This is a genomic window from Arthrobacter sp. NPDC056727 (assembly GCF_042790555.1).
Lineage (GTDB): Bacteria > Actinomycetota > Actinomycetes > Actinomycetales > Micrococcaceae > Arthrobacter.
In genome coordinates this window covers 48,730-72,334 of record NZ_JBHTZA010000021.1, presented here as the reverse complement: position 1 = coordinate 72,334, position 23,605 = coordinate 48,730, and the positions used below count along the sequence as shown (strand labels likewise).

Genomic DNA, 23,605 nt, shown 5'->3' with positions numbered 1-23,605 from the left:
CCTTCCTGTGCGCGCTTTCGGCCATCGTTCGCAGGCCTTGCCTAGACCTCCATCGCTGCAGGCGGGGTCCCAGGCTCGGCGAGAGTGGGTCCCAAGCCAACAAGCTCTTCGACTCTGATTTGCGATACCCCAGCAGTCCGCACGGCGGACTGAAGCAGTTCGCGGGCAGATGTGGCCAAAGTCTGTGCCGTTGTTGCGAGGATTATTTTGTCAGCGCGGATCGCAAGTGCGATTTCTACTTTCTTTTTTGCTGCGGCCCGCGCCTCTTTGCTGTTGCTGCCCAGTCGCCCGTTGGACTTCGCTTCAACAAGGAAGACCTCTCCATCCACATGGGCGATGAGATCGATTTCCGCGACACTGCCACGTGTTCCAACTTTGTGGAATTCCAGCTCTGCGGTATCGGCGTACTCCCGGGTGCCTTGGCTGAGGCTTCGTGCGGCGAAGAGGCCAACGTCACCGTTAGTGGCCATCAACTCGCGAAAGGAGGGGTGGAGATCATAGAACCATGGGGGTTCATTCGTGTCTGCTCTCCACCGTGCGGCGGAGAGTTCGTTCACAGCCAAACACCGCTGGCACTCAAAGCGCTGACCTAGATGTTCTACTCTGACGAAGGAGGGCCTGCTGCAGTCAGAGCAATTTAAGATAAACCCACGCCACAGCAAACCTGCTTGGGCGAGTCCGTCAATCCAGTCTCTGATCTCACGGGGCCCGACTCCTGGTAGCACACGACTTAGGGCTTGAAAGCTCGGGTATGGCTCACTTCCAAGTACGACGCCATCATGCCGTGGAAAGACCTGTCTGGAACTTTGTGCGCTCCTTGTTCCTGTCTTCGTGGCGAACATTTGGAGCGCCGGGTGGTATTGCCCTGACACCATTGAAACCAAGGAGTTCCTGCCCCCTAGTCGCCGAGCTAGCAGTTGGGCGTGCATGCCGGGGAGGGACTGCACGACGTCCATTTCTGCCTGTTTGGCCATCGCCTCCACCCAAGGCTGCATGCCTAGAACTTTGAGCTTGGGTCTGTACAATTGGCTGGCCAAAGACGTTCCCGCTAGAACAAGTCCGCCCGCCTGTGAGTGGTAGCTCAATCCATCTCGACTGCTCCTTACGGCATTATGGCTGTACCGCTTTTGGTCAGGCTCGACAAAGGCCTGGGGTACACCTCTGCCCCTTGGCATAGCTGTTTCCGTAAGTTCGACGCTGACATACCAGTAGGGTTTGGACCGCTGATCCGCATGGACGAGTAATCTGGCCGGCGTTGGGGTGGACATGGGTACTCTCAGATGGAGAGTTGAATCTGGACCGGTAAACGCTGGTACGGACTGTGAGAGCCCAAAGGGTTCTTCCACTGCTAGTTGATGAAGTCCAGCCTTGAGCATGGGTTTACCCACCTCCATGCCCTCCGGCAATGCGGTAATTTGCTCGATCTCGCCCGTGCTCGCGGCGTTCAAGGGGTTGACGTCCCACGTCTCTATTTTCAGTTGTGCCGCCAAGCCGCTGAGTTCTTCCTCGTTGCATGACGACGACGTAACCAGCAGCCGTTCGCCTTGGCCTTCAATGCGCTCCGAGGCAAGCCGCACCTGTGATCGGATCGACGCGGACAGGTTGCGCTCCGCCAGCATTCCCGGGCTAAGCCAGATTCCGAAGCCCAGTAATCTCTCGTATGCATAAGCTAGGGCGAAGTCTTCGGCCGTGTCGCCGATGACGATTGCGCCACCTTCGCCGGAAAATCGATGACGCACTGAAGCGAGGCCGCCGGCCTGCTCATCGAACCAAAAACTTACGTCTGAGCCGGTTGCGTTCTCGTTCACGTTTAAGTTCGCGACCAAATCTTCCGCAAACTCACGTGACCAACGTTCGGCCAGAGCAGCTTTCATCATCTGTCCATGGTCCGGCTCCATGCGTCCAGCGCCGCGGACTACCTCCTTGGCACTGGGAATGATGCCGGTTCGAATCGACAAGCAGAGTCCAGCGTCAGAACCCCATGATTCTGACACGGCTAGAAGAATGGATCCAGATGCCCTCGTGACGGGCGCCAGCCATCCGCTTCTTGGCCCAACTTCAGCATCGATGTAGGTAAGTGTCTCGCGCGGCTCGTCGTCACCGGGAAAAGCCTGGCGGAAGGGCGTGCACTGCTTAGCAACAAAATCTCGGGCCCGTCGCGCGACAGAATCTACGGTGGGCAGATCAAGTACGTGCACCGGGGAAGCGGGTGAAATCTTCTCGCCCGAGTCGGGTGTATAAGGAAGCGAAACGCGCTCCCATTCCTCGTTCGTCAAACGCAAGGCCACCACATGATCAGGGTCATACGCGTGAACTGCGGCCATTACTTTAGGCTCTACCGTGCCATCGTTCTGATATGGAACTAGGATGAAGCCTGAACCGCCCCAGTAGTTGCCCGCAGCCGCAATAGCTTGCCGCGCCCGCCGACGCCAATGATCATCTGCGGAAAACATAATGGCCACACGGCCCGGTCGTAGCATGATTTCTGCATTTGTATAGGTTTCGCCCACAGCTTCCACAGATCTATTGAACACGCATCAGCGCCATCAACTCCTCGGCCGAGACTTCCTCGCCGGCGACAGTCGAAGCCCAGACTGAAAAAACAAGCAGCCCCAAGCGGCAGGTCGATCGGGTCGCTGGCAGCAGGGTCGGATCCCGGGAAACGGCGTTTACTTGAAGCTTCACCTATGTTAGTTGACGTAACGTGGACTATCAGCAACCAGGGGTGGGCGGGGGAGCATGCTTCGTCGCAGACCCGAGTGGCCTGCAATTCCGGTGGTGCAAGAGCGAGCTCCCGGTTCTGCCTTTTACCTGGCTTTGTCGGGATCCCAGTCGTCGCTGTCCCGGCTTCTCCATTTTTCGATTAGTCGAGCGGACCGCAGTTCGGGATGCTCGGCAGTAGCGGCCTCGTATTGGTCCGCGACGTTCCGCCACGCGCCAGCCATCCAAGCCGTCGGATCCGTGCCGTTCTCCCGGAGGAACGCATCGAGCGCCGGTCGGCGGTATGTCAGGGTTTGGCCTTCTTGCTCTGCGACAGGGCCCCGGCCAAGCGCCCTCAGGCTGTCCAGGACCTCAGCGCTGACGCCCTAACCAACCAAACCGCTCAGGTAGCCAGCGGCTTCCGCCGGCGACATCTCCATGTCGGCTGTGGGGTCGTCCATGTCGTTCGTGTCCATCAAGCTCAATCCGATATCTGGAATCCTCTTGGCCAAGCGTAGCAGCGGCAATGCCGCGTGAGAGGGGCTGGCTGATTCATCTGATGAGATACGCAGAGTGTTCAGCTTTACATAAGATTCGTTATCGGTGTTTTCCAAGCGCTCTCATTAGATGAACGAATCGCGCATCCGGTTCACCTTTCTCGCCCCATTCTCGCCTGCTCGACGCCGCACCGAGAGGAAGCAGACCCAGGCCCAGGCGCCATTCTTACCGGCCGACCAGCGACGGCCTCCGGCAGGAAGCGTCATGCCCGGCAACCTCGGAGCCAGCGGCCGCTTTGGGCTCAACGCGCACGTTCCAGGCAGTCCAGGCGGAGAAGCGCAGAGACACTAAGAAGGCACCAAGTCGTTGCCCAGATCAACCGATGCGGCCACCTGCATTTAAGCTTGGCCCCGTACGTTCGCCTGCATGACAAAGCCTCCAAAGCAAGTCCCTGGTTCCGGCACCCCGCACAAGGCTCGCGTCTTCCTGCGTCAGCTCTCGAAGTCCGTTCGCACCCGCAAGCCGCTGACAATCGTGGCTGCGGGCTGCACGCTCGCCATTCTGGGCGGTGCCGGCATGGCTGCCGCCTCCACGATCCCCTTCGGCCAGCAGCAGCAGGTCGGCTCGCAAACTGACAACGGGGAGCAAGTCTCCGCGAACCAGGTGATCAAGCCACTCGGCGACCGCCTGATGACGCCGTTCGGCAAGATCATGGGCTCGACGGTCAGCCCCGACGGCCACTACCTCGTGGGGACCAGCACCGACCGCTCGGTGGACCTGCAGGTCTTCGACCTCAAGACCTACAAGCCCGTGGCTGCCGCAGGCACCCTCGCCGCCGCCTCGTTTGCAACGGCGGCAGGCAATGCAGGCTATGCAAACATGGCGTATCAGCGCATCACGGACGGCTCCGTCGGCCAGGAAGGCCCTATCTTCTCGCCCGACGGGAAGTTCCTCTATGAGCCTGTCGCCACCGGGGTCATCCGCTACCCCTTCAACGCGGACGGCTCGCTCGGGGCCGGAACAAAGATGAATATTCCGACGGCGGGCGGCAAGCAGGCCCTGACCGCCGGCATGGCTTTCTCCCCCGACGGCTCCACGCTGTACGCCGCGGTGAACGGGCAGAACACCGTCGTCGCGATCGACCCGGCCGCCGGAACCATCAAGGGGACCTTCACCACCGGCATCGCCCCGCGCCAGCTGAAGTTCGTGGGCACCAAGCTGTACGTCTCCAACGAGGGAGGCCGCCAGGCCGTCGCGGGTGAGGCGACCATGAACTCCTACGGCACCGACGTTCCCGCGGACACCAAGCTCGGCACCTCCACCACCGGCACGCTCAGCATCATTGACACTGCCAACGCCTCGGCACCCGTCACCTCGATCGACGTTCAGCTTCACCCGACAGCGATGCACCTCGACGGCTCCACGCTGTACGTGGCGAACACCAACAGCGACACCGTCTCCGTGGTGGACACGGCGAGCAACAAGGTCCTGCAGACCATCGCCACCCAGCCGTGGGCCTCCTCCCAGGTCGGCTACGAGCCGACCGCCATCACCATGCAGGGCGACCACCTGCTGGTCTCGCTCGGCCGCGCGAACGCGATCGCCGTCTACAAGGTCAACAAGCAGGACCCGCAAGACCCTGCCAGCTACATTGGCCTCCTGCCGACCGACTACTACCCGGGCAACGTCACCGCGGTGAACGGCCAGATCGTGGTCACCAACATCCGCGGCATCGACGCCCGAGGCCCGGAGCTGAGCTTCAACAAGGGCCAAGGCACCAACGTTGCGACCGGTCACGGAACGCACTCCACCACGGCCTCGCTCACCAGGTTCACCCTGCCGGCTGACGACCAGATCCGGCAGCACACCGAGACGGTGTTCGAGCAGAACGGCTGGGACGGCAGCTCCGTCAAGGAAGCGACCGCCGCAGCCGCTGCCAACATCCCGGCTGTGGCCGTGCCCAAGCGGATCGGGGAGCCCTCCACCATCAAGCACGTATTCCTGCTCGTCAAGGAAAACCGGACCTACGACCAGGTCTACGGCGACATGAAGCAGGGCAACGGCGACGCTTCGCTCGCCCAGTTCGGCGCGAAAGTCACCCCGAACCAGCACACCCTGGCCACCCAGTTCGGCCTGTACGACAACACCTACGACATCGGCACCAACTCCGCGGAAGGCCACAACTGGATGATGCAGGGCGACGACCCCGCCTATACCGAAACCGGCGCCGGCGAGTACACCCGCTCCTACGACACTGAGGACGACGTCCTGGGCCACCAGCGCTCCGGCTTCCTCTGGACCTCGATCAAGGACGCGGGCAAGACCGCCAGGAACTACGGCGAATTCGCCTCCGAGGAAGGCAAACCAGCCGGCGCGACCTGGCAGGACTACTACTGCGCCGCCACGAGCACCATGTCCGGCGGCGACCCGGCCCAGCTCTTCACTCCGGCCCTGAAGATGCACGCAAGCTCCGGCATCCCATCGCTCAACGAGATCACCGACCCGAACGCGGCACCGTTCGACACTGCCGTGCCGGACATCTACCGCTATGCGACCTGGAAGCAGGACTTCGAGAAGAACGGCCCGAAGAACTTCCAGATGATGTGGCTCTCCAGCGACCACACCGGCGGCACCGCCGACCCCGAGGCCCAGGTAGCCGACAACGATCTCGCCGTGGGCAAGATCGTCGACCAGATCTCGCACTCGCCGTACTGGAAGGACTCCGCGATCTTCATCGCCGAGGACGACAGCCAGAACGGCGCCGACCACGTCGACGGCCACCGCGCCCCGGTCCAGGTCATCAGCCCCTACGCGGTGCACGGCCACACCGTCAGCACCTTCTACTCGCAGATCAACATGGTCCGAACCATCCAGCAGATCCTCGGTGCCCAGCCCCTGAACCAGAAGGTCGCCGCGGCCACCCCAATGTTCGACGCATTCGCCGCCAAGGCCGACCTGACTCCGTACAAGGCCGTCCCAAACCAGGTTCCGCTCACCGAGGGCGTCAAGACCGCCCCTGCCTGCGGCCTCGACACGCTCGGCCGGACCGGAGCCTCCGCCGCCATGGTGAACGAGGCTTCAGCCAAAGCCGCCGCCGTCCCGGCGTCCATGCAGGAAACCGCTGAACAGTGGGATGACTGGTCCGAACAGCAGCACCTCACCGGCAACGGCGCGAAGGAAGACTACGCGAACCCGCACCTGTTCAACCGCTGGACCTGGTACCAGACCCACGACTGGGCTGCCCCGTACCCGGGCGACGCCAAAATCTACGGCCCGAACAACGTACCCGGCATCCCGGCCGGCTCCACCAACCACGAGGACGACTGACCGGTCGGTGGCCGGCCTCGTGACCGCCGGTCACTGACGGCACGCGTGGGCGGGGCCCGGCGGGACAAACCCGCCGGGCCCGGCCCATGTCCGGGTAGCTGTACAGCGGCATCGACGGCGGCCACCTGGTCCGGCGTGCCTCCGCCGTCTGGGGCGACACCACGGCCGAGGCGGCCCAGGCGAACACCGGGGTGTACTCTATCCACCGGGTGCGTGCCGCCCGCTACAGTGCAGGCCATCAGAGGAGCCGGCTATGGCTGATGACAAGGTGAACCGAACGCAGCGTCGCGTCCGACGGGACCCGGACCGGTGAACAAGAACCGGCTCGAGGCGTTCAGTGACGGCGTGCTGGCCATCATCATCACCATCATGGTCTTGGAGCTGCACACCCCGGAGGAGCCAACGTGGGAGGGCGTCGCAGCAGTCCTGCCCACTCTCTTCAGCTACCTGCTGAGCTTCGTGTACGTCGGGATCTACTGGAACAACCACCACCACATGATCCACCTGGCCAGCCGCGTGAACGGCGCGATCCTCTGGGCCAACCTGCACCTGCTGTTCTGGCTGTCCCTGTTCCCCTTCACGACACGGTGGATGGATGAGTCCGGCTTCAAGCAGGTCCCCGTCCTGTTGTACGGGATCAACCTGCTGTGCGCAGCGATCGCGTACTACATCCTTGAACGCCGCCTGATCGCCGCCCAAGGCAGGGACGGGGCCCTCGCACAGGCTCTCGGCCGCGACTGGAAAGGCAAAGCGTCCCCCCTGATCTATATCGTCGGCATCGCACTCACCCCGGTCCAGCCCCTGGTCGGGATCGCCATCTACACAGTCGTGGCGCTGATCTGGCTGGTGCCGGACCGCCGGGTCGAGCACTTCGTCACCCGGGCACATCACGGCGACAACGGGGCCGGCTAATCCGCAGACGGAGCTAGTCCAGCCGCACACCCCGAAGCAGCACCAGCGTTCCACCCACCACAACGGCTGAGGCGAGGAAGACCCCGCCGGCGCCGAGCCCTGCTGCCACCACGCCGACGGTACTCGGCAGCACCACCTGCCCCACCCGGTTCCCGGCCAGTCGGAGGGCAAGCGCCCGGCCACGCTGGCCCGCTGGAGCCTGGGACGAAAGCCAGGACATGGTGAGGGGCTGACCGATGCCTAGGCCCAGCCCGAGAACGGCCATGACAACAAACAGCAGCCAGGCCGGCATGGGAATCGCCGCCGCCGCCAACGCGACTGTAGACAGGGCAAGGCTCACCACCAGCAACCTCATGCGGCCGATCCTTCGCGACACCCGGCCGAGGAGGAGCCGGGAGACCATGGAAAACACCGCCCGGACCGTGAGCATGGCGCCGACAGTTGCGGCGGTCAGGCCGCGGCCTGCACCAAGAGCAGGAAGGTAGACCATGATCAGGTCCACCACGGCCAGGACAGTCGCACTCGTGGCCAACGCCCGGGCCACACCGGGAGCCTTGAGCAATGAAACAGCACTGGCTTTGCCGCCGTCGGCCGCGGCAACCCTTCTCTTGCCTCTGCTGACCTCCGCGGAGACTACGAACGTAGTCACAAAAAGCACCAGGCTCAAGCAGACGGACAGGAGGAAGATCGCTTGGGTGTCGGGGCGGACGGAGGCGCCGCCCACCAGGGAAATCGCCATCGGTCCCAGCGCCTGCCCAAGTGATGCTGCGAATGTCAGGTACCCGAATGCCGAATCCATCCGGGAAGAGGCCGCATTATTGGCTACCACCGCTTGCTGTCCCACCACGCAGGCCAACTGGCCGGCGCCCAGCAGGGCGGTTCCGACGACCAGTGCGACGATCGATGATCCTCCCAGCAGCAGGAAGGACGAGCAGGCGAGGACGACGCCGGACCCGATCGCCATCAGCCGGCGTTCACCCAGGCGGTCCACCAGGCCGCCGGTGGGGACAGCGAGCAGCAGGGGAAAGACTGCGTAGCTGGCTGCCAGAAGCCCCAAGGCAAAGTCGGGAACGTTCAATTCGAGGGCCCGGTAGGTGGCGGCCGGGCGCACGAGGAACGTGACGGCCTGGATCAGCGCGGAGTGCGTGAGAAGGGCAGCGGCCGAGCGGCGTCCGAGTTCACCAATCATGAGATGCCAAGACCGTTGCCGGAAATCACGCGGAGTGCCGCATCCCGGGCGGCGATGACATGGTCGAAAGCAATTTTGGCCGCCTTCTCCGGGTCGCCGCCTGCCACGGCGTCCACCAGCGTCCGGTGCTGGGTGAGGGCCTGGTCCCGCCGTGCCTGGGTGCTGTTGGTGAAGTGCCGGTACCGCTCCATCTGGCTGGAGATCTGATCGTGGAATCGTCCGGCCCACGAGTTCCCGGCGATTGCTGCAATCTTTGCGTGCAGCGCCATGCCTTGCTGCATGGCGTCGTCAGCGAACTCCACCATGGCGGCATTCCGGGCAAGGATGCCATGGAGGGCTTCAATGTCCGCCGCTGTTGCTTTCAGGCAGGCATTCCGCGCCATCAGGGATTCCATTGCGGCTCGGACCTCATACAGTTCGGAGATCACTGCCTCGTCCAGTTCCGGAACCAGCACACCGCCGGTGGCCTGCTGCTCCAGCAGGCTCTCGGAAATCAGGCGCCTGATCGCTTCACGCAGCGGCGTGCGGCTCACCCCGAGCGCCGCCGCCATCGCAGGTTCAAAAATCCGTTCCCCGGGCTTCAGCTCAAGGGTCAGGATCTGCCGCTTCAGTTCGGCGTAGGCGACATGGGCCCCGGTATTCCGGGTAGGGGCATTAGGCACGAGCTCGACCTCCAAGAGGAATCATACTTGTATACAGTTATACATCAAGCATCGAGATGGATGAGCTGCGCACTTGAAAAAAGGATCCTAAGCATGCTTATGATGTTCGAAGCCGAATGCGAACGGCTACCAACCAGAGGAGGAAACACCATGGGATTGGGCGACAAGATTGAGAACGCCGCAGAGAAGGCGGGCGGCAAGGGCAAGGAAGCGGCAGGTGCCGCCACGGGCGATGACAGCCTGCGCGCCGAGGGCCAGGCTGACCAGGCCAAAGGCGATCTGAAGCAGGCCGGCGAGAAGGTCAAGGACGCATTCAAGAAGGACTGATCCGGTCCGAACCGGAGGGCGCACCCAGCGAACGGGGTGCGCCCTTCGTTGTGCCCCGGAGGAGTAGGGTCCAGAACATATTCTGGGAAAGAGCCCAAAACCGATCACGAAGGAAGCCCATGCCCGACTCCACACGCCCTTTGCGCAAGCTTGGATTCCTCACTATTGGCCTGTTCGATCCGGCGGATCCCGCCGCGGGCCACCAGTCCACTTTGCAGATCATCGAACTTGGTGAGCAGCTTGGCTTCGACAGTGCCTGGCTGCGGCACCGCCATCTGCAGTTCGGCATCTCCTCACCCGTCGCGGTGATGGCCGCCGCCAGCCAGCGCACCTCCCGGATCGAGCTTGGAACCGCCGTGACACCGCTGGGCTGGGAAAACCCCTTACGCTTGGCAGAGGACCTGGCCACCGTGGACGTCCTCGCAGGGGGCCGGATCAATCCGGGGCTCAGCGTGGGCGAACCAATGCACTACGACACAGTGAAGCATGAGCTGTACCCGGACTCCTCAGACCTGGAGGACTTCAGCTACACCCGCGTGGACCGGCTCGCACGGCTCATCGCCGGGGAAAAGGTGCGGGACTTTTCCGGCAAGCAGGGTGTGGTGGAGGAATACTCCAACCGCGTCGAGCCGCACTCACCCGGGCTGCGGAACCGCCTTTGGTACGGGGCGGCCAGCCTGAAGTCGGCCGTCTGGGCCGGCGCAAACGGTTTCAACCTGCTCTCCAGCAGCGTGGTCTTCCCCGAAGCGGACCAGGGACCGGACTTTGCCCGCATCCAGCAATCGCAGATCCGTGCCTACCGGGAAGCCGCCGCCACGTCAGCACAGAATGGACCTGCCCGCGTCTCGCAGGGCCTGGTGGTGATCCCCACCGATTCGGCGTCGCCGGCCCAGCGGGAGAAATACCAGCGGTACGTCGAGGAACGCACGCCCCGCACACGGGCGCCGCAGGGGCCAAAGCGAATGCTGTTCGCCCCGGACCTCATCGGCACCAGCGACGAACTCGCCGAGCAGCTGTATGCACATGCCGGATTCCAGGAAGTCGACGAGGTGGCGTTCGCACTGCCCTTCAGCTTTGACCACGAGGACTACGTCCAGATCCTCACGGACATCGCCGGCAAACTGGGTCCCGCCTTGGGCTGGACGCCGGCTGAGCCGCGCAAAAGCCAGGACGGCGACCACTCGCCGTCGTAGTAGTGGCAACCCGCCGTTGTAGCACGCGGAAACACGGCGCAATGTTCGGGCCCCGCCCGTAATCTGGAGACATGCCTCGTTTCGCGCTTGATATCGACTCCGTCCCCCGTCCCGTCCGCTCCCAGGAGCTGTTGGATGCCGTGAACCACCGGGTCGTCATCGCCGACGGCGCGATGGGCACCATGCTGCAGGACCGCGAGCTGTCGCTCGAGACCGATTTCCAGGGACTGGAAGGCTGCAACGAGATCCTCAATGACACACGTCCGGATGTCATCGGGGACATCCATGACGCCTACTTCGCGGTGGGGATCGACGCGGTTGAGACCAACACCTTCGGTGCCAACTGGTCCAACCTCTCCGACTACGGCATCGACGACCGGATTGCCGAGCTCGCCCTGAAAGGCGCGAAGATCGCCCGCGAGCGTGCGGAGGCGGCAGAAGCTGAAGACGGCCGGATGCGGTGGGTCCTTGGCTCGATGGGTCCGGGCACCAAGCTCCCCAGCCTCGGGCACACCAGCTACGACTACCTCAAGCAGACCTTCGCACTGCAGGCCGAAGGCCTCATCGACGGCGGTGCGGACGCCTTCCTCATCGAGACCAGCCAGGACCTCCTGCAGACCAAAGCCGCCGTCAACGGCTGCAAGCAGGCGATCGTGGCCCGCGGCGTCCGCCTCCCGATCTTCGTGGAGGTGACCGTCGAAACCACCGGAACCATGCTCATGGGCTCCGAGATCGGCGCCGCGCTCACAGCACTTGAGCCGCTCGGCGTCGACGCCATCGGCCTGAACTGTGCCACCGGTCCCGATGAGATGAGCGAGCACCTGCGCCACCTCTCCAAGCAGTCCTCCGTGGCCATCGCCTGCATGCCCAACGCCGGCCTGCCCATCCTTGGTGCCAACGGCGCGTACTACCCGCTCTCGCCCACCGAACTCGCCACCGCGCACGAGCAGTTCGTCCGCGAATTCGGACTGGGCCTGGTGGGCGGATGTTGCGGTACGACGCCGGAGCACATGGCCGCCGTCGTCGAGCGTCTTGCGCACTTCCGCACAGAGGGCGCCGTCACCAGCGGCGGCAGGGGAGCCGACGGCGGCCGCCTCCCCACCGAGCGTGAAGCCGGCATCGCTTCCCTCTACCATCACGTGAATTTCGACCAGGAGTCCGCGTACCTCGCCATTGGCGAGCGCACCAACGCGAACGGTTCCAAGGCGTTCCGCCAGGCGATGCTCGACGAGCGCTGGGACGACTGCGTCGACATTGCCCGCGAGCAGGTCCGCGTCGGCGCGCACCTGCTCGACGTCTGCATTGACTACGTGGGGCGCGACGGCGTGGCCGACATCAAGGAGGTCGTCTCGCGTTTCGCGTCGGCCTCCACGCTCCCGCTCGTCATCGACTCCACGGAACCGCCCGTCCTGCAGGCCGGGCTCGAACTCATCGGCGGACGCCCGGTGGTCAACTCCGTCAACTACGAGGACGGGGACGGCCCCAACAGCCGCTTCGCGCGCATCATGCCGCTTGTGAAGGAACACGGCACCGCCGTGATCGCCCTGACCATCGATGAGCAGGGCCAAGCCCGCACCACCGACGGCAAGGTGGCCATCGCCTCGCGCCTCGTCGACGCCCTGGTGGGCGAATGGGGGATGCGGGTCGAGGACATCATCGTCGACGCCCTGACGTTCCCCATCGCCACCGGCCAGGAGGAAACCCGCCGGGACGCCATCGAAACGATCGAAGCCATCCGCCAGATCACCACGAAGTACCCCGGCATCCAAACCACCCTCGGCGTCTCGAACGTGTCCTTTGGCCTGAACCCGGCAGCGCGGATCGTCCTGAACTCGGTGTTCCTGCACGAGGCTGTGCAGGCCGGCCTGACCAGCGGCATCATCGACGCGGCCAAGATCGTGCCGCTCGCTTCACTGCCGGAGGACCAGCGCAAGGTGGCCCTGGACCTCGTCTGGGACCGCCGCGAATACGACGCCGACGGCAACCTGACGTACGACCCGCTGGCCAGCATGCTGGACCTGTTCGCCGGCGTCGACACCGCAGCGCTGAAGGACCAGCGCGCCGCCGAACTTGCGGCGCTCCCCACCGGCGAACGCCTGGAGCGGCGCATCATCGACGGCGAAGGCAAGGGCCTCGAAGAGGACCTGGACCTGGCCCGCGCCGAGGGACTGACCCCGCTCGGCATCATCAACGACTACCTGCTCGAGGGCATGAAGGTGGTGGGCGAGCGCTTCGGTGCCGGCGAGATGCAGCTGCCGTTCGTGCTGCAGTCCGCCGAGGTGATGAAGACCGCGGTCGCCCTGCTCGAGCCGCACATGGAGAAATCGGACGCGTCGGGCAAGGGCACGATGGTGATCGCCACCGTGCGCGGCGATGTGCACGACATCGGCAAGAACCTGGTGGACATCATCCTCACCAACAACGGCTACAAGGTGATCAACCTCGGCATCAAGCAGCCGATCGCCGACATCATCGCCGCGGCCGAGGAACACGACGCCGACGTGATCGGCATGTCCGGCCTGCTCGTGAAGTCCACCGTCGTGATGAAGGAGAACCTCGAGGAACTGCAGTCACGCGGCCTGGCGAAGCGGTGGCCGATCATCCTCGGCGGCGCGGCCCTGACCCGCGCCTACGTGGAGCAGGACCTGGCAGGACAGTTCGAGGGCGAGGTCCGCTATGCGAAGGACGCCTTCGAGGGCTTGTCCCTCATGGAGCCGCTGGTGCAGGTTGCCCGCGGCGCTGACGCTGCGGAGGTGGGACTGCCCGCCCTGAAGAAGCGTATCCATAAAGGCGGCCCGAAGTTCAAGGTGACCGAGCCGGAGGCGATGCCGGGCCGTTCCGACGTCGCCGCCGACAACCACGTGCCGTCGCCGCCGTTCTGGGGCACCCGCATTGTGCGCGGTGTCTCGCTCCACGACTTCGGTGCTTTCCTCGACGAACGTGCCACCTTCATGGGGCAGTGGGGGCTCAAGCCCGGCCGCGGCGAGGACGGCGCCTCGTACGAGGAACTGGTGGAACGCGAGGGCCGGCCGCGCCTGCGCTACTGGATGGACCGCATCCTCGGCGAGGGAATGCTCGACGCGTCCGTCGCGTACGGCTATTTCCCGGTGGTCTCCGAGGGCGAACAGGTGGTGGTGCTGCACCACGGGGAGGACCGCGACGGCGTCCTAGGCACCGCGGGCCTGCTCGCCCCCGACGGCGGATCAGGCGGCCCGCTCGGCACCGAGCGGCTGCGTTTCGACTTCCCGCGCCAGCGCCGCGACCGGCACCTGTGCCTCGCCGACTTCGTGCGCTCGCGCGAGTCGGGGCAGATCGACGTCCTGCCGGTGCAGCTGGTCACCGCCGGCGGCAACGTCGATCAGGTGACTGCCAAGCTCTTCGCCGGTGACCACTACCGCGACTACTACGAGCTCAACGGCCTGGTCATGCAGCTCACGGAGGCGCTCGCAGAGTTCTGGCATGCGCGCATCCGCTCGGAGCTGGGCTTCGCGTCCGAGGAGCCGAAGGACAAGGCAGGCCTGTTCAAGCTCGACTACCGCGGTGCCCGGTTCTCGCTCGGATACCCCGCGTGCCCGGACATGGAGGACCGCCGCAAGGTGGTGGAACTGCTGCATCCGGAGCGGATGGGCGTGGTCCTCAGCGATGAGCTGATGCTGCACCCCGAACAGTCCACCGACGCGTTCGTCTTCCACCACCCGGAGGCGAAGTACTTCAAGGTGTGAGCCGAAGCCGGTCTTTGGCCTAGATGGACAGGGCCGGGGCGGACTGAGCCTGCGCGGCTTGCCCGCCCACGCCGGAGACCGGCTTCACCCGCCGCAGTGCGGCAAGAACTGCCCGCCCCACCACACTGATTCCGATGATCGTGGTGACGGCACGCAGGGTGTCCCATCCCGCCGTCGAGGTCAGCAGCGAGTAGAGTATGAAGCTGCTGAGGTTGGTGCCCAGCGGAGCTCCGGGAACGTAGGAGATGCCGGTGCCGGCGCCCACCGCGAAGGGCCAGAACCACAGGTTGGTCAGCAGGCCGAACACATAGGATGCCACCGCGCCGTAGCCGCACAGCATCCACAGCTCGGCTCGCCCGCGCACCCGGCGGGGGAGCAGGCCGGCCCCGGCGCCCACCCAGGCGCAGGCGAAGATCTGGAACGGCGACCAGGGCCCGACGCCGCCCCACAAGACGCTGGAGACGGCGATGGTGGCGGCCCCGAGGAGGAGGCCGAAACGGGCACCGAAGGCGCGGCCGGCCAGGATCAGCAGGATAAAGACTGCTTCAACGCCCCCGACGCCGGTACTCGCCACCCGCACCACCGAACCGATGGCGGCCAGGACACCGAGCAACGCGACCGTGTGTGCGGAGCGGACCGAGCCGTCGAGGGAGACCACGACGGCGACGACGGCAAGGGGCGCCATGGCCAGCGCCGCATAGGGGACGGCAGCGGCCGCATCCTCCGGGAGGGCCGCAGCCAGCAGCGGCCAGCAGAATGCTCCGAGCGCCACGAGGTTTGCAACCGCGAGAACTGTGAGCTCGGCCGCCCGTGGCATCCGGATGTGGCGGCGCTTTTCCGCAGCCGGAAGGTCTGTCCGCCGGCCGCCTGCCCGTGGTGCGGCGATTCGCTTGGGTATGGCAGCGCTTGCCGGTGCGGCTTCTGCCGCGGGGGAGGGGGCGACGCCGTCGCGCATGGGGAGGACCCGGGCACCAAGGCCGTGGGCGAAACCGTGGTCGTGCGTGGCGATCAGGACCGCCGCGCCGGCTTCCGCGGCGGCCCGCAGCGCCGCCGAGACCGCCGCGCGCGCTGCAGGATCGAGTCCGCGGGTCGGTTCATCGATCAGGAGCACCTGGGGATCGTCCATGGTCTGCAGCGCGATGGCAAGGATCCTGCGCTCGCCCGCCGAGAGGTCCCGGGGATGCTCGTTTCCGATGGGCATCCGCACGCCGCCCCGAAGACGGGCAAGGCGTGACTCCGCGGCCACTGGGGGAAGTGGGGTGTTGCCGGAGCGGCGCCGCTGTGACCGATGCCCGGCGCGCGCCCGGCGTCGGTCTGCCGCACGGAGCTCCGCTGCGACCGTGTCCCTGGTGAAGAGGTCGTCTGAGGCGTCCGGGACGAGGGCTACGCGCCCGCCGTCGAGTGCGCCTTCACCCAGTGGGCTCTCACCGGTCGTGCCTTCACCCAGGGCGAGCGCCACCAGGAGGGACGACTTCCCGGCCCCGTTCGGCCCCACCAGGGCTACGATTTCACCGCGGTTCAGGGTGAAGGATGCGTCGCGCACCAGCGGCTTGCCCCCGCGGTGCACCGAGAGGTTTTTCGCCGTCAGCACGGGCGGGCGATCCGCCGGGTGTTTCGCCGGCCGCTCAGCTGGGTGTGCCGGTGTCGAACGGGCAACAACGGGGACCGATACGGAAGGTGCGGCGCAGGGCACCAGCTCGCCGTCGTCGAGCGCCCACCAGAAGTCGGCCACGGGTACCAGCTGCTCCGCCCGGTGCTCCGCCACGATGACGCAGACATCCTCTTCGCAGGCCAGGGCATCGAGTACGGCGATGACGCGTTCGCGCGCCGCGGTATCGAGGTCGGCCAGCGGCTCATCGACAAGGAGCAGGACAGGGTGCTCCACCACCGCGGCGGCGATGGCGACGAGCGTTGCCTCGCCCGCCGAAAGGGTGCTGATTGTCCGGTCCAGAAGCATCGAAACACCGATGCGTTCTGCGACCTCCGCAACCCGGGCTTTGGCGGGACCGGATGCCACGCCCCGCAGTTCGAGCGCGAGGGCGATCTCGTCGCGGACCCGGGTGGTGGCGAATGCGGCGCGCGGGTTCTGCAACACGACGCCAATGAGGCGGGCGGTATCGCGCGGCGGGGTAGTGGCGCGGTCAGTTCCGGCGATGCGCACCGTGCCGGAAATTTCTCCGCCGTCAACGTGTGAGAGGAGGCCTGCGATGCCTCGCAGGACCGTGGACTTGCCGGAGCCGGTCGGCCCGGTGATGACTGTGATTGACCCGTTCGACGGCGATAATCCGGTGACGCGCACCCGCGCGTCACCAATGCGGAATTGTGCGTCCCGGACGAGCAACGGTGCTTCATTGCCGCCGTCGGGCCGGTGTGCTGCCCGGCTCGCGAAGCCGCGCAGCTCCAGGGCCGCGGCGACCCGGCCGGCGTGCTCGAGGGTGCGCTCAAGCACGGGAACAAGCGCGCGGGGTCCGAAGCGTTCGCCCCGCAGCCGAAAGGCCAGGCGCACGGAGGTCACGGCGTCGGAGAGCGCCGGGAGCGCCGCCCAGCCCACCACAAGCATCCGGGCTATGCCCTGCATGGGGCCACCCCGGGCCAGGAACATGAAACCGCGGGCCACGTCCACCCAGGCGTTGAGCAGGCCGAAACCGAAGATCATGCCCGCAATCGGCAGGGCGGACAGGACCGCCGCCTCCAGGCCTTGTGCTGTTACCGGGCCGAAGAGGACCACATGGGCGTACGGGGCAGGCAGTTGGATCGGCGGTATGTCGAGCAGAACCGTGTCACCAATGCCCGCCCCGTTGAAAAGGATGCGGTAGACGACCCGCGCCGCAATGAAGACGACGGCGAGAGCCGCCCCTGCGCGTAGCGGCGCGGGTCGGAAGGTCACGCCGTGGGTGCGGCCGGTGCGCCGTCGACGGTGTAGAGCAGTTCCAGGCTCTGGCCCGGGCTGACCTTCAGTGTGGCGAGGCCTTCCTGCGCGTATGCCCAAGCGCCGGAGGCGGGCTTAACCCAAAGGGACCAGTAGGCGAAAGCGGCGGGCATCTTCTTGCATTCTTCCCGGTACGTGCCCCCCTTGTGGGTGATGTCGGCGTCTGCGGCGGGAACGCCGTTCACGCGGCACACCAGTTCCTTGGGGTATGCGTCCGTGCCCTCGGTTTTCACCTTGGCCTCGTCGAGCACCTTGGAAGCGAGAACCGGGCCGTCCGCGGGGACGCAGACGGGGCCAACATTCGCGGCGGACTGCTTCAGGGCGCCCGAGTCGACGATGACCTTCACGCCCGCGCAGGGCTCGGAGGCGGCGCTGGATTCGGAGGCGGCGCTGGCGGTAGCCGTTGCGGTGGCAGCCGGGGCAGAGGTGGTCGGCTGGGTGGCGGCCGGCGTGGAGCAGGCGGCGAGGGTAAACAGGAGACCGGCGGCGGCGAGGGAGCTCGCGGCGGCGGTGCGGAATTTAGTCAGTGTCACCTGTCAAGGGTAGGGCGTTGCCTGTCCGGATCCGATGCCGCCGCGTTGTGTGACGCAAGGTCAGCGTCAGGTGCCGGCGGACGGCCCGCCGTCCTGACCCTTCATGAACCAAGAACGACGGCGACACTCCGGGCTTACCGGTGTGTCGCCGTCGAACTTTCTTCAATCAGGGTCGGGACAGTCCCGCGATGGAATTAGCCGCGGAGGCGCTCCATGCCGGGGTCGAACAGCGGCTCGGCGCTGACCGTGGCGGCCACGCGGGTGCCGAAGTACTCAATCTCCACGGCGTCGCCCTCGGAGACAGAGGCCGGCAGCCAGGCATAGGCGATTGGCTTGCGGATCGAGTAGCCATACGCGGCGCTGGTGACGTAACCGGAGGCTACGCCGTCCACGTACACAGGTTCCTTGCCCAGCACGATGGACGTGCCGTCGTCGACCGTCAGGCAGCGCAGCACCTTCTCGGCCGGCTGTTGCTTCAACACAGCCAGGGCCTCGGCCCCCACGAAGCCTTCCTTGTCCTTCGCCACGGAGAAGCCCAGGCCGGACTGGTACGGGTGGTGCTCGGTGGTCACGTCCGTGCCCCAGAGGCGGTAGCCCTTCTCCAGGCGCAGGCTGTTGAAGGCCCCGCGGCCGGCGGCGATGATGCCGTGTTCCTGGCCGGCCTCGAACAGCAGGTCCCAGAGCTTGAGGCCGTATTCGGCGGTGGTGTACAGCTCCCAGCCGAGTTCGCCCACGTAGGACAGGCGCATGGCCGTGACGGGGATGCCGCCCACGTTGATTTCCTTGGTGCGGAAGTACTTCAGGCCGTCGTTGGTGAGGTCGTCGCTGCTGACCTTGCCGATGACCTCGCGGGCCAGCGGGCCCCACAGGCCGATGCAGCAGGTGCTGCCCGTGATGTCGGTGACGTGCACCCACTTGGCCGGATCGGCGGCCGACTGCTTGCGGGCCTCAACGCGCAGGTAGTCGAAGTCCACGTTGCTGTTCACGCCGAGCTGGAAGTCTTCCTCCCCGAGCCGGGCCACGGTCACGTCACTGCGGATGCCGCCGTCGTGCTCCAGCAGCAGGCAGTAGGTGACTGCTCCGGGCTTCTTGGCGATGTTGCCGGTGCTCAGCCGGTGCAGCAGCGCCTGGGCGCCGGGACCGTTGACGGCCAGCCGCTTCAGCGGCGTCATGTCGTAAAGCGCGACGGCGGTACGCGTCTTCCACGCTTCGGCCGCCGAAATGGGGGAGGAGAACATGGCCGCCCAGGGTTCGCGCTCCGGCGTCTGCCATTCCGCCGGCAGTTCCTCCAGCAGGGGGCGGTTGGCCTCGAACCAGTGCGGACGCTCCCACGCGGCCGACTCCAGGAAGAAAGCGCCGAGTTCCTTCTGCCGGACGTTGAACGGGCTGACGCGCAGGTCCCGCGGGGATTCCTTGGGCTGCAGCGGGTGCATGACGTCGTAGATCTCCACGAAGTTCTGCTGCGAGGTCTCGCTGACGTAGTCGTCCGACGTCTGCACCTTCTCAAAGCGGGTGAGCTCGGTGCCGTGCAGGTCGGTGCGGGAGCGGCCTTCGGTGAGCAGCTCGGCCACGGCCTTGGCCACGCCGGAGGAGTGCGTCACCCACACGGCCTCGGCAACGAAGAAGCCGGAGAGGTCCGGCGCTTCGCCGATCAGCGGGCCGCCGTCGGGGGTGAAGGAGAAGATGCCGTTGAAGCCGTCCTCGATGGCGGCGCTGCGCAGTGCCGGCAGCAGGTCCTGGCTGTCTTCCCACGCGGGGACGAAGTCTTCCAGGGTGAAGTCCAGGCGCGAGGGCATGCGGTGGTCCGACATTTCCTCGGCGGTGACCTTGGGCAGGGCGGTCATGTCCACCGGCATCGGGCGGTGCGCGTAGCTGCCGATGCCGATGCGGTTGCCCCATTCGCGGTAGTACAGGTCCTTGTCCTGGTAGCGGAGGATGGGCTTGCTGGCGCCCTTTGGAAGCTCGTTGACGCCCTCGAGTTCGGCAAGGGGAGTGCTGACGACGTACTGGTGGGCCAGCGGCAGCAGCGGCACCTCGAGGCCGATCATCTTGCCGAGCTCACGGCCCCAGAAGCCTGCGCAGGAGACCACGATGTCGGCAGGAATCACGCCGGAGGAAGTCTCGACGCCGGTGACCTTGCCGCCCCACTGGCTGATGCCGGTGACGGCGGTGGAGCCGAGGTAGGTCACGCCGCGCTCACGGGAGCGCTCGATCAGCAGCTGCACCGCACGGGCAGCCAGGGCCAGCCCGTCGGTGGGGATGAGCAGGCCGCCCAGGACCTCGCGGCCGCCGGTGAGCTTGCCGGTGTTCAGCAGCGGGTAGATCTTTTCGCATTCGTCGGCGTCGACGATCCGGCTTTCGACGCCCCAGGAGCTCATCACACCCATCTTGCGCTTCAGGTCAGCCAGGCGCTCGGGGGTGGTTGCCAGTTCCAGGCCGCCCACCTGGTTGAAGCAGGACTGGCCGTCCTTGCTCAGGGAGAGCAGCTTGTTGACCGTGTACGTGGCGAATTCCGTCATGGTCTTGGACGGGTTGTTCTGGAACACCAGGCCGGGGGCGTGCGACGTGGAACCGCCGGCCAGTTCCAGCGGGCCCTGCTCGACGACGGTGATGTTGTTCCAGCCGCGGCTGGACAACTCGTCCGCGAGGTTGGTGCCGACGATGCCGGCCCCGATGATGACGACGCGTGGTGATGCGCTCATGGTGTGTGGTTCTCCTGGTTCGCGTTAGCGGAAAATTAGCGGAATACGACGGTGCGGGTCTTGTTGAGCAGGACGCGGTGCTGGCAGTGCCACTTCACCGCGCGGGAGAGCGCCTGGGTCTCCGCGTCCCGGCCCACTGTCACCAGTGCGTCGGGGTCGAGGGCGTGGTCCACCCGGAAGACTTCCTGCTCGATGATGGGACCTTCATCGAGGTCGCCGGTGACGTAGTGGGCCGTGGCGCCGACCATCTTCACTCCGCGGTCGTAGGCCTGGTGGTACGGCTTCGCGCCCTTGAACCCGGGCAGGAACGAGTGGTGGATGTTGATGGCGCGTCCGCGCAGCTTCGTGCACAGATCGTCGGACAGCACCTGCATGTAGCGGGCCAGCACCACAAGGTCGGCGTCGTATTCGGCCACCAGCTCCAGCAGGCGGGCCTCAGCTTCCGGCTTGGTGGCTGCCGTTACCGGCACGTGGATGAAGGGCAGCCCGGCCGCCTCGGCCATGGGCCGCAGGTCCTCGTGGTTGGAAACCACGACGGCGATCTCCGCACCCAGGCTGCCGGCCCGCCACCGGAAGATGAGGTCATTGAGGCAGTGGCCGAACTTCGACACCATCACCAGCAGCCGCTGCGGGCGGCCGTCGTGGATGCTGAAGTCCATGCCGAACTCGCCGGCGATGGCGGCGAACTCGGAGGTGAGGCTTTCGGCAGTCTGCTGGCCGGCGTCGTTGGCGGCGCTGCTCTGGGTGAAGGCGGTGCGCAGGTAGAGGTTGCCGCTGACGTGGTCGTCGAACTGCTGGTGCTCCACGATGTCGAAGCCGCGGTCGGCCAGGAACGTGGTGATGGCCCGGACGATGCCCGGCCGTTCGGGGCAGGCCAGCGTGAGGACAAACTCGGCGGTGCGGGCTTTGGCCGGAGTGCCGGTTTTGGCGGCGGCGGTGGCGGCGACTGCGGGGGCGCCTTCAAGGAGTGTGGACAAGGGTTGTCTCCTGGGTTGGTGCAGACGTCGCTGCGGTTGCGGAGGTGGCCCAAGCCGCGCTGCTTTGGCCACCGGACGGGCTGGCGTTAGATGTGGCCGTTGACTGTCAGGCCCGGGGGAAGGTTGGGCGCTTCGTCGGACTCGATGACCATGATGTCGCCGTCAACAACCTGGACTTCGTGTGTACGGACGGGGAGTTTGGCCGGCGGTGCGTCAACCTGGCCGGTCCGGAGATTGAACTTGGACGCGTGCAGCGGGCATTCGACCTCGCAGCCTTCCACCCAGCCGTCGGTCAGCGAGGCGTCCTGGTGGGTGCAGGTGTCGTCGATGGCGAACAGCTCGCCCTCTTCGGTGTGAAAAACGGCGATGGGCGGCGCGGTGTTCAAGCGCAGGGCTTCCCCTGGTGCCAGTTCGCTGAGCGGGCATGCCTTGTGCATGGGGGGCCTCTTTTCTTGTGTGGAAGGTATATGGATCCTGTCGGCGGCTTGTTCCGTATAGTTCAACAGCCGTCGTAATATGCAACAGCGTGCTTTCCATCACACACTTTTGTCAAGAGCTGAGGGCCCGATTACGCGGCCCTTCTTTAATGAGTCACTACCCCCTTGACAGTGACGGTGGCATGGATCACTCTGTTGCATATAGCGATTGTTGTTGCGCTAGAAGCAATAGAAAGAGGGGTGTATATATGCAGACGCTTGCGATCGTGGGAGCTTCCCTGGCTGGTCTCTCCGCCGCGCGGGCAGCCCGCGCCCAAGGCTTCACCGGACGGCTCGTCATCATCGGCGATGAGGAGCACCGTCCGTACGACAGGCCGCCGCTCTCCAAGGACTTCCTGCTGGGAACCATCACGGCCGAGGACCTGTCCCTGGAGACCGAAACTGACGGCCTCGACGCCGAGTGGCTCCTCGGCGGGGGTGCCGTGTCCCTGGACGCGTCGTCGAAGACCATTGGCCTGGCCAACGGCCAGGTTGTCCAGGCTGACGGCATCGTCATCGCCACCGGCGCACGTGCCCGGCAGCTGCCGGCCCTGGCCGGCCTGAGCAACGTCTTCTCGCTGCGCACCCTCGCCGATGCGCAAAGCCTGGCGCCGGAACTGGTGCCGGGAAGCAAAATGGCCGTCATCGGGGCTGGCTTCGTCGGCGCCGAGGTTGCCTCGTCCGCCGCGTCCCGCGGGATGGACGTGACGCTGGTGGACACCAAGCCGGTGCCGTTCGCCGCCCAGCTGGGCATGGAGATGGGTTCGGTGGTGGGCGGCCTGCACACCACCAAGGGTGTCCGGCTCATCTCCTCGGCAGTCATCGAAGACTTTTATTCAGGCGAAGGGAACGTGACCGGTCTCCGGCTGGCCGACGGTACCTATGTCGCCGCAGACGTTGTGGTGGTGGGCATCGGCGCGGAGCCGAATGTCGAATGGCTCGCCGGTTCCGGCGTGGAGGTCGACGGCGGTGTGCTGTGCGATGCGATGGGGCGCACCAACGTTCCGGGCATCGTGGCCGTGGGCGACTGCGCCGCATGGTTTGACGCTGCCCTCGACAAGCACCGCCGCGTGGAGCACTGGACGGGAGCCCTGGAGCGGGCGGCACTGGCGGTCCAGGGCCTGCTCGATGACGACGCCCCGGCGCAGCCGCTGAAGCCGCCGTACTTCTGGTCGGACCAGCACGGGGTGAAGATCCAGTTCGCCGGCCACTCCGCCGGCTACGACCGCCTGGACGTCGAAGCGGGCGATGCCGCCGAGCATAGCCTGCTGGCCGTCTACTACCGGGATGATGTTCCCGTCGCCGTCCTGGGCATGAACCAGCCACGGCTGTTCACCAAGTGGCGCAGGAGCCTGGTGCCGTCCGCACCCAAGCCGGCTGCCGCCGTCGTGCCTTCAGTTTTGACTCCGGCGGGCGAACCCGCCCTTGCCGGAGCCGCAGCGGGGCTTTAGCCCCAAC

General features: G+C 65.8%; 15 protein-coding genes. 6 read left to right on the top strand and 9 right to left on the bottom strand.

What is annotated here, in order from left to right:
• Window positions 1-41: 41 nt before the first annotated feature.
• Entirely contained in the window at window positions 42-2,519 is a 2,478-nt protein-coding gene (locus tag ACFRAH_RS18710) for a hypothetical protein (RefSeq protein WP_377992406.1), read from the bottom strand.
• Between the two features lie 567 nt (window positions 2,520-3,086).
• The gene (locus ACFRAH_RS18705) at window positions 3,087-3,314 is read right to left on the bottom strand and encodes a hypothetical protein (RefSeq protein WP_377992405.1); all 228 of its coding nucleotides are present in this window, start codon (window positions 3,312-3,314) and stop codon (window positions 3,087-3,089) included.
• Window positions 3,315-3,624: 310 nt separating this feature from the next.
• Between ACFRAH_RS18705 and ACFRAH_RS18700 the strand changes: the two genes are divergently transcribed.
• Window positions 3,625-6,525 (top strand): alkaline phosphatase family protein, encoded by a 2,901-nt coding sequence (locus ACFRAH_RS18700; protein ID WP_377992404.1) that lies wholly within the window; start codon window positions 3,625-3,627, stop codon window positions 6,523-6,525.
• Window positions 6,526-6,834: 309 nt separating this feature from the next.
• On the top strand, window positions 6,835-7,437 hold the full coding sequence (locus ACFRAH_RS18695) for a TMEM175 family protein (protein WP_377992403.1): 603 nt from the start codon (window positions 6,835-6,837) through the stop codon (window positions 7,435-7,437).
• A 13-nt stretch (window positions 7,438-7,450) separates the two neighbouring features.
• On the opposite strand, the gene ACFRAH_RS18690 is transcribed toward ACFRAH_RS18695, so the two are convergent.
• Complete coding sequence (locus ACFRAH_RS18690) at window positions 7,451-8,626, bottom strand: MFS transporter (RefSeq protein ID WP_377992402.1); 1,176 nt, start codon at window positions 8,624-8,626, stop codon at window positions 7,451-7,453.
• A complete protein-coding gene (locus tag ACFRAH_RS18685) occupies window positions 8,623-9,288 on the bottom strand; it encodes a GntR family transcriptional regulator (protein ID WP_377992401.1) in 666 nt (221 codons plus the stop codon). Before ACFRAH_RS18685 ends, ACFRAH_RS18690 begins: the two co-directional genes overlap by 4 nt.
• Window positions 9,289-9,438: 150 nt before the next feature.
• On the opposite strand from ACFRAH_RS18685, the gene ACFRAH_RS18680 reads away from it, so the two are divergent.
• From ACFRAH_RS18680 to metH, 3 genes are all read left to right on the top strand, one after another.
• Window positions 9,439-9,615, top strand: a complete 177-nt coding sequence (locus ACFRAH_RS18680; RefSeq protein WP_377992420.1) for a CsbD family protein — start codon at window positions 9,439-9,441, stop codon at window positions 9,613-9,615.
• Window positions 9,616-9,734: 119 nt separating this feature from the next.
• On the top strand, window positions 9,735-10,808 hold the full coding sequence (locus ACFRAH_RS18675) for an LLM class flavin-dependent oxidoreductase (protein WP_377992400.1): 1,074 nt from the start codon (window positions 9,735-9,737) through the stop codon (window positions 10,806-10,808).
• Between the two features lie 71 nt (window positions 10,809-10,879).
• A complete protein-coding gene (metH, locus tag ACFRAH_RS18670) occupies window positions 10,880-14,530 on the top strand; it encodes a methionine synthase (protein WP_377992399.1) in 3,651 nt (1,216 codons plus the stop codon).
• A gap of 19 nt (window positions 14,531-14,549) precedes the next feature.
• Here metH and ACFRAH_RS18665 read toward each other — a convergent pair whose 3' ends face one another.
• The 5 genes from ACFRAH_RS18665 to ACFRAH_RS18645 form a co-directional block, all read right to left on the bottom strand.
• Window positions 14,550-17,417: an ATP-binding cassette domain-containing protein gene (locus ACFRAH_RS18665; RefSeq protein WP_377992398.1), complete on the bottom strand. Its 2,868-nt coding sequence runs from the start codon at window positions 17,415-17,417 to the stop codon at window positions 14,550-14,552.
• The gene (locus ACFRAH_RS18660) at window positions 17,414-17,992 is read right to left on the bottom strand and encodes a hypothetical protein (protein WP_377992397.1); all 579 of its coding nucleotides are present in this window, start codon (window positions 17,990-17,992) and stop codon (window positions 17,414-17,416) included. Before ACFRAH_RS18660 ends, ACFRAH_RS18665 begins: the two co-directional genes overlap by 4 nt.
• A gap of 194 nt (window positions 17,993-18,186) precedes the next feature.
• Window positions 18,187-20,694 (bottom strand): FAD-dependent oxidoreductase, encoded by a 2,508-nt coding sequence (locus ACFRAH_RS18655; protein ID WP_377992396.1) that lies wholly within the window; start codon window positions 20,692-20,694, stop codon window positions 18,187-18,189.
• Window positions 20,695-20,729: 35 nt separating this feature from the next.
• On the bottom strand, window positions 20,730-21,671 hold the full coding sequence (gene purU, locus ACFRAH_RS18650) for a formyltetrahydrofolate deformylase (RefSeq protein WP_377992395.1): 942 nt from the start codon (window positions 21,669-21,671) through the stop codon (window positions 20,730-20,732).
• Between the two features lie 86 nt (window positions 21,672-21,757).
• Window positions 21,758-22,108: a bifunctional 3-phenylpropionate/cinnamic acid dioxygenase ferredoxin subunit gene (locus ACFRAH_RS18645; RefSeq protein ID WP_377992394.1), complete on the bottom strand. Its 351-nt coding sequence runs from the start codon at window positions 22,106-22,108 to the stop codon at window positions 21,758-21,760.
• A gap of 248 nt (window positions 22,109-22,356) precedes the next feature.
• On the opposite strand from ACFRAH_RS18645, the gene ACFRAH_RS18640 reads away from it, so the two are divergent.
• Complete coding sequence (locus ACFRAH_RS18640) at window positions 22,357-23,598, top strand: NAD(P)/FAD-dependent oxidoreductase (protein WP_377992393.1); 1,242 nt, start codon at window positions 22,357-22,359, stop codon at window positions 23,596-23,598.
• Window positions 23,599-23,605 lie beyond the last annotated feature (7 nt).

Excerpts from the sequence above, each read along its gene's own strand:
- ACFRAH_RS18700 (WP_377992404.1), top strand. The coding sequence starts at position 3,625 with ATGACAAAGCCTCCAAAGCAAGTCCCTGGTTCCGGCACCCCGCACAAG.
- ACFRAH_RS18690 (WP_377992402.1), bottom strand. The coding sequence starts at position 8,626 with ATGATTGGTGAACTCGGACGCCGCTCGGCCGCTGCCCTTCTCACGCAC.
- ACFRAH_RS18680 (WP_377992420.1), top strand. The coding sequence starts at position 9,439 with ATGGGATTGGGCGACAAGATTGAGAACGCCGCAGAGAAGGCGGGCGGC.
- ACFRAH_RS18675 (WP_377992400.1), top strand. The coding sequence starts at position 9,735 with ATGCCCGACTCCACACGCCCTTTGCGCAAGCTTGGATTCCTCACTATT.
- metH (WP_377992399.1), top strand. The coding sequence starts at position 10,880 with ATGCCTCGTTTCGCGCTTGATATCGACTCCGTCCCCCGTCCCGTCCGC.
- ACFRAH_RS18655 (WP_377992396.1), bottom strand. The coding sequence starts at position 20,694 with ATGAGCGCATCACCACGCGTCGTCATCATCGGGGCCGGCATCGTCGGC.
- ACFRAH_RS18645 (WP_377992394.1), bottom strand. The coding sequence starts at position 22,108 with ATGCACAAGGCATGCCCGCTCAGCGAACTGGCACCAGGGGAAGCCCTG.
- ACFRAH_RS18640 (WP_377992393.1), top strand. The coding sequence starts at position 22,357 with ATGCAGACGCTTGCGATCGTGGGAGCTTCCCTGGCTGGTCTCTCCGCC.